General features: G+C 40.1%; 4 protein-coding genes and 1 pseudogene. 4 read left to right on the plus strand and 1 reads right to left on the minus strand.

Going from position 1 to position 6496, the window contains the following annotated elements; genetic code table 11:
- Window positions 1-257: 257 nt before the first annotated feature.
- Window positions 258-560, plus strand: a complete 303-nt coding sequence (locus tag ACEW8U_RS17885; RefSeq protein ID WP_373523422.1) for a nucleotidyltransferase domain-containing protein — start codon at window positions 258-260, stop codon at window positions 558-560.
- A gap of 2 nt (window positions 561-562) precedes the next feature.
- Here ACEW8U_RS17885 and ACEW8U_RS17890 read toward each other — a convergent pair whose 3' ends face one another.
- A complete protein-coding gene (locus ACEW8U_RS17890; protein WP_373523423.1) occupies window positions 563-1438 on the minus strand; it encodes an AraC family transcriptional regulator in 876 nt (291 codons plus the stop codon).
- A gap of 142 nt (window positions 1439-1580) precedes the next feature.
- Between ACEW8U_RS17890 and ACEW8U_RS17895 the strand changes: the two genes are divergently transcribed.
- The 3 genes and pseudogenes from ACEW8U_RS17895 to ACEW8U_RS17905 all read left to right on the plus strand — a co-directional run.
- On the plus strand, window positions 1581-5093 hold the full coding sequence (locus tag ACEW8U_RS17895; protein ID WP_373523424.1) for a PVC-type heme-binding CxxCH protein: 3513 nt from the start codon (window positions 1581-1583) through the stop codon (window positions 5091-5093).
- A gap of 11 nt (window positions 5094-5104) precedes the next feature.
- On the plus strand, window positions 5105-5980 hold the full coding sequence (locus ACEW8U_RS17900) for a sugar phosphate isomerase/epimerase family protein (RefSeq protein WP_373523425.1): 876 nt from the start codon (window positions 5105-5107) through the stop codon (window positions 5978-5980).
- A 358-nt stretch (window positions 5981-6338) separates the two neighbouring features.
- Window positions 6339-6496: pseudogene (locus ACEW8U_RS17905) on the plus strand (gfo/Idh/MocA family oxidoreductase); the annotation flags it as partial.

Below are 6496 nucleotides of genomic sequence, written 5' to 3' on the forward strand. Positions count from 1 at the left end.
AATACCAAATGGCTTTAGCCAAAACAGTAAAATAGGATATAAGATTGGGGATTATGTTTGGCTAAAGCCGAGGGAGATTAGGCCTCATTTTTTCCTCCCGCTAAAGCAGGAGGCACTTGATTGGTAAGCATTAATTTCTCTATTCAGCAGCATGTCGGCTGCTTCGATTTATGTCATTGGTAACCTTTTACAATGGTGAAAGGCATATTATCTTTAAATGTAAATCCTTTAAACATGGATGATAAAAACTTGCAGCAATGGAAAAAAAAGGAGCTATAAAAAAAGTCAAGCAATATAAATTGCTGCTTGGAAATCATTTTGACCTTGAAGCAGTTTACCTGTTTGGCTCTTTTGAAAGTGATACAAATAGGAAAGATAGTGATATTGATGTTGCAGTTGTTGTAAAGAATATTGAAGGAGACTTTTTCTCAGTAAATCCATTATTATGGAAACTAAGAAGACAGATTGATGATAGAATCGAACCTATTTTATTTGAAAGGAATAACGATAAATCCGGTTTCTTAGATGAGATAAAAAGGAATGGAATTAAAATTGGCTAAAACTACTCAAAAGTCTTCCTATAATCCTTCTTATACACCAATGGCGTCACTCCCATTTTATCTTTAAACTGTTTGTTGAAATTGGAAAGTGTATTAAAGCCACATTCGTAACAGATTTCACTGATGTTCAGATCGGCTTCATGCAACAATTTGCAGGCATGACTGATCCGTACATCGGACAGAAATTCTGAAAACGGCTTGTTCATCCTTGAAGTAAAATACCTGCTGAAAGCACTCTCGGTCATATTGGCCAAAGCAGATACCTCCTCCAACAATATCTTCTGACTGAAATTTTCCATCACGTATTCATATACCTTCCGCATCCTGTCTTTTTCTGATTCCTTATTATTATTGGTATATCCTGAATGCGTAATTGGTTGGCACTCTTCGGATTCAGAAAGAACCTTCAATATCTGCAAAAGCTTTAAAATACTGTCAACACCGCTCAAAGTGACCAATTCCTGCATCATTGACCTTAATTTCAGGTTTGTACTGCCCAGAATTTCCAATCCTCTTAGCGATTTTTCCAATAGGATTTTTATGGCTTCAAATTCCTCTTTGTCATAAATAGCATCCCCCAAAAATCCTTCATTAAAATAAATAACGATGCCATGGGTTTTCAGGTGACTTTCTTTTTCAAAATATATCTGATCATTTCTCCAAAGATGGGGTAGGTTGGGTCCTGTGAATACCATATCAAATTCCCTGAAAGGCTTCATTTGGTCACCGATAAATCTTGTGCCTTTTCCTTCCAAAACCAAAAACAGTTGGTACTCCTGATGGAAGTGCCAGTTTTTATCAAAATACGGAGCTTTCAACTCTTTTACTATAAATGCTTTGGATTCCGGAATCCTTGATTTTTCGAATGCTTGTTTCATATTATAGTCAATTATGTCAAAAAAATAGATGAAAATCAATTTTATTATCAAAATTCAGTCAGAATTGATCAAAAAACAGGGAGAATTATAATTTGTAATTCCGCAACTTGACCTTTCGAAAATACATACAATCTTCCCAAAAATGACGTTACTCAAAAATCTCCCAAAGCTTTTCGTTTTTTCAATGATTCTCTTGATAGGATGTGAGCAAAAAACCAAGTTCCAAGCATTGTCAGATGGTCCGAGAAGGGCTGAAATTCTATTCCTAGGACATGACAGCAAACACCATGATTCAGAAAAGCTTTTGCCTTATCTGGCAAGACCCCTCTTTCAAAAAGGAATCAACTTTACTTATACTTCAGATCCCAATGACCTGAATGATGAAAATCTCAATAATTATGATGGAATCGCAATCTATGCGAATCATGATGTAATAACCCCTGAACAGGAAGCTGCACTGAAAAAGTATGTGGAAAGTGGTAAGGGATTTATTCCGCTTCACAGTGCATCATTTTGTTTCCGTAATTCAGATTGGTTTGTTTCTGCAGTTGGTGGGCAATTTAAATCCCACGGAACAGGGGAATTTTTTGTGGACATTATAGCTCCTGAGCATCCGATTATGAAGGGAGTAAATACATTTGAAACCTGGGATGAGACATATCTGCATAGCAAAATCAATCCTGATATGACTGTCCTGATGGAGAGGGAAGAAAACGGTCACCGAGAACCTTGGACTTGGATTAGAGATCAGGGAAATGGAAGGGTATTTTATACTGCTTATGGACATGATGAACGGACTTGGTCAAAACCTGAATTCCATAACTTGGTTGCCAATGGCATACTTTGGGCAATTGGAGAGGATGTGGCAGCGCAGGTTGAGTCCTTTAAAATCCCACAGCCCAAATTTCAGGAAGCTGTAATTCCAAATTATGAAAACAGAGATCCTGTACCAAGATTCCAACTTCCTTTATCACCGGAAGAATCCATGAAATTGGTTCAGATTCCGGTTGGGTTTGATTTGCAACTTTTTGCTTCTGAGCCTGATATTGTCAATCCTATGGCCATGTGTTGGGATGAAAAAGGGAGATTATATGTCATTGAAACTGAAGATTATCCCAATGAAGTAAGAAAAGAAGGAGGAAATGATAGGATCAAAATCCTGGAAGATACCAATGGAGATGGAAAGGCAGATAAAATCACTGTTTTTGCGGAAGGCCTTAATATTCCTACCAGTTTGGTTGCGATCAATGGAGGTATCATGATATCTATGGCACCAGACTTCATTTTCCTTAAAGATACCGATGGGGATGGCAAAGCTGATGTGAGAGAGGTGGTCATCACAGGATGGGGGAAAAGTGATACCCACGCCGGACCATCTAATCTGAAATATGGATTTGACAACAAAATATGGGGAGTATTGGGATATTCAGGCTTTAATGGGGAAGTAGACGGTAAACCATTTAATTTCTCCCAAGGGGTATATAGATTCACTCCAGAAGGGAAAGATTTTGAATTTTTGGGTTCCACCAGTAACAATACCTGGGGATTGGGCTTCACTGAGGATTTTAATGTCTTTATATCTACTGCAAACGGACAGCACAGTGCCTATTTGGCCATGAGTAATAAGTATGTCCGCAGACCTGTAATCGGTGGGATGAACAATTCCATTTTTGGTATTGACAGTCACTTCGATATGCCACACCATTCCCCTGCACTAAGACAGGTTGATTATCATGGTGGCTACACTGCCGCTGCAGGTCATAATTTTTACACTGCCAGAAATTTCCCGAAAAATTACTGGAACAGGATTGCTTTTGTAGCTGAACCTACAGGAAGAGTCCTGCACAATGCCATTATTTTAGAGGATGGTTCTGGATTCAAAGAAAAGAATGGCTTCAATATTTTATCCAGTTCTGATGAATGGTTTTCTCCGGTCCATGCTGAAGTAGGACCGGATGGTGCTTTGTGGATAGCAGATTGGTATAACTTCATCATTCAGCACAATCCAACACCAAGAGGTTTTGATAACGGTGCCGGAAATGCTTACATCAACCCCATGAGGGATAACAAGCATGGTAGAATTTATAGATTGGTTTATAAAGGTGGGCCCGAACACAAAACCATGAAAGTGGATCCTTCCAAAGACAAAGATCTGATCGCCGGACTTAAAAGCGATAACATGTTCTGGAGATTGACAGCACAGCGATTGATTGTTGAGAGTCAGAATACTTCCATCAAATCCGACCTTTACAAATTGATTGAAAACAGAGAGGTTGATGAATTGGGATTGAATACCCCTGCCATCCATGCTTTATGGACTTTGCATGGTTTGGGACTTTTGGATGGTTCGGATAAGAGTTCAATCCAAATTGCAGCAAGGGCCCTCAACCATCCTTCATCAGGTGTCAGGAAAAATGCTGTTGAAGTATTGCCTAGGACTCAAGAAACTTTCCAAGCCCTTCAGGGATCCAAATTACATCAGGATCCGGATTTGAATGTCAGAAAATCTGTGTTCCAAACTTTGGCAGACATCCCATCATCTCCTGAAATCAGTAAAGTATTGCATGAAGCCAGTTTGGATGAAGGCAATGCCAAAGACAAGTATTTACCTCAGGTAATTTTTGCAGGGGTTATGACCCATTCATCTTATTTCGAACAAAATATCGGAACGCTTTTCCCAACTGATAAACCGGATTCCCTTTACACACTAACAGACAAACTCTCTAAGAGCTTGATCGAAGAAGAGTATAACCTTGACAGGAGAGCTGCCATTATTTTCCCTCCGGATGTGAGTGGAAAAGAAATCCGGATCAGGACCGAATTGGCTAAAGGGAATGACGGAATTGAAGGCGTAATTATTGCGCAAGGCAATAAAGAGAATGGATACACTTTATTTACTAAGGATAATTCATTGAGTTGGGTGGTAAAGCAAAATGGCAGGACATATAAAATTTCCACTCCAAAAAATCTTCCAAACAACTTATTCAGGGTTCAGGCTAATTTGCTGGAAAATGGAGAAATGACCCTTCTGGTAGATGGAAATCTGATTGGAAAAGCAAAAGCCCCTTCTTTATTCGAAAAGCCCCTTTCTCCTGAAAGAATCCGAGTTGGAAGCGACATGCAAAATGAAAACCAGGTTGGTGAATATGAAGGAGCTTCTTGGCTAAGAGGGCGTATGGGCCGGGACAGCTATATAGGCCTAAAGGATCCTAATCTGAATCTTGAGGAGTTTTTGAGCAGTGAAAAAGAAGTTGAACAGCCTTCTATATCCCGTGACAATGCCACAATCATCAAAGTCGGGGTTATTCCTCACGAAATGAAATATAATGTGACCAGTTTCAAGGTCAAGGCAGGTCAGCCTGTAATCATTGATTTTGAAAACAAAGATTTCATGCAACATAACTTGTTGATCGGTAAAATCGGATCTCTTGAAATAATTGGGAAAGCGGCGGATGAAATGGCCCGTGACCCCCAAGGTATAGAGAAGAATTACATTCCTAATATTCCAGAAATCATAGTTTCATCCAAGTTGGTTGATCCTGATAATTTAGAATCTATCATGTTTGTTGCGCCTTCCCAAAGAGGAGAATATCCATTTATTTGTACCGTACCGGGCCATTGGAGGATTATGAACGGCAAAATGATAGTAGAATAAAAAACCTTAAAATGCCATTAGATGTAACTTTTGGAGTAAGTACCTGGCTTTGGACTTCTCCTTTTAATAATGAAACGATTGAACTGTTTCCCAAAATTAAAGAAATGGGATATGATGTGGTGGAAATCCCCGTGGAAGATCCTGAGTTGGTAGATATCGAAAAGGTCAAAAAAGCATTGGAAGACAATGGACTTAAACCGGTAATCTGTGGTGCTTTTGGTCCTACCCGGGACCTGACCCATGATGACCCAGCTTTCCATCAGATCTGTTTTGATTATATGGAAGCCTGTTTTGAAATCAGTTCCCAATTGGGTGCTGGTTTTGTAGCTGGCCCCATGTATTCGGCAGTTGGCAAGGCAAGATTGGTTTCGGATGAACAGCGGAAGATAGAATGGAACAGGGCTGTCACTAATCTTTATAAAGTTTGCCAAATGGCCGAAAAAGCTGGACAGCAGATTGCTTTGGAGACGTTGAACCGATTTGAGACTGACCTGATCAATACCACCAAAGAATTGATGCAGCTGATCCATGATATCAACCATCCTGCTGCCAAAGTGCTTTTGGATGGATTTCACTTAAGCATAGAAGAACCTGATCTGGAGCAAGCCTTTCGGAATGTGGGAGACAAGTTGATTCATGTGCAAGTATCCGAAAACCATCGTGGGATCCCCGGAACAGGGCAGACCAATTGGGACGCTTTCAAACGAGGGCTGTGGGCTGTCAATTATTCAGGAGTGATATGCATAGAGAGTTTCACACCGAATGTCCAAGAACTCTCAGGAGCGGTCTGTATCTGGAAGCCACTTGCATTGAGTCAAGATGGCTTCGCCTCTCAAGGCCTCGCTTTCCTAAAAGACTGGATCAGGGGGAGACAGTTTACGCATTGAGAGGTATCGTGGTGGATGTTGGATGACCGATGACCGATGTAAAACGATCAATATGTGTCGTCATTCTGAGTCCCCAACATTTCGAAAATGTTCAGAATAGGAAATGACATCAAGTTACCCGGTAGGCAGTCGTCATCCTGAGGCACGAAGGATCTCTTGAGGTACAATATCACGGTTGAATTACAGGAAATTAACCCTTTTGGTCAAAATTAACCTTTTCCTGAACCTCGGGAGATGCTTCCTTCGTCAGCATGACGTCTGCTCCGATTTATGTCATTGGTAGGTACGAGGGATCTCAAGAGGTTCTAATTTTGTTTATTTCACTAAATCTAAAATCTAAAATCTAACTTTAATAACCATGACCCAGAAAAAACTAAACATCGCAATCATTGGCTTAGGCTTTGGAGCGGAATTTATTCCTATATACCAAAAGCATCCTTTGGCCAACATGTATGCCATCTGTCAGCGCAATGAAGACAAGCTGAATGAAATCGGTGATGCCTTTGGCGTGGATGT

It is taken from the genome of Aquiflexum sp. (genome assembly GCF_041751335.1).
GTDB lineage: Bacteria > Bacteroidota > Bacteroidia > Cytophagales > Cyclobacteriaceae > Aquiflexum.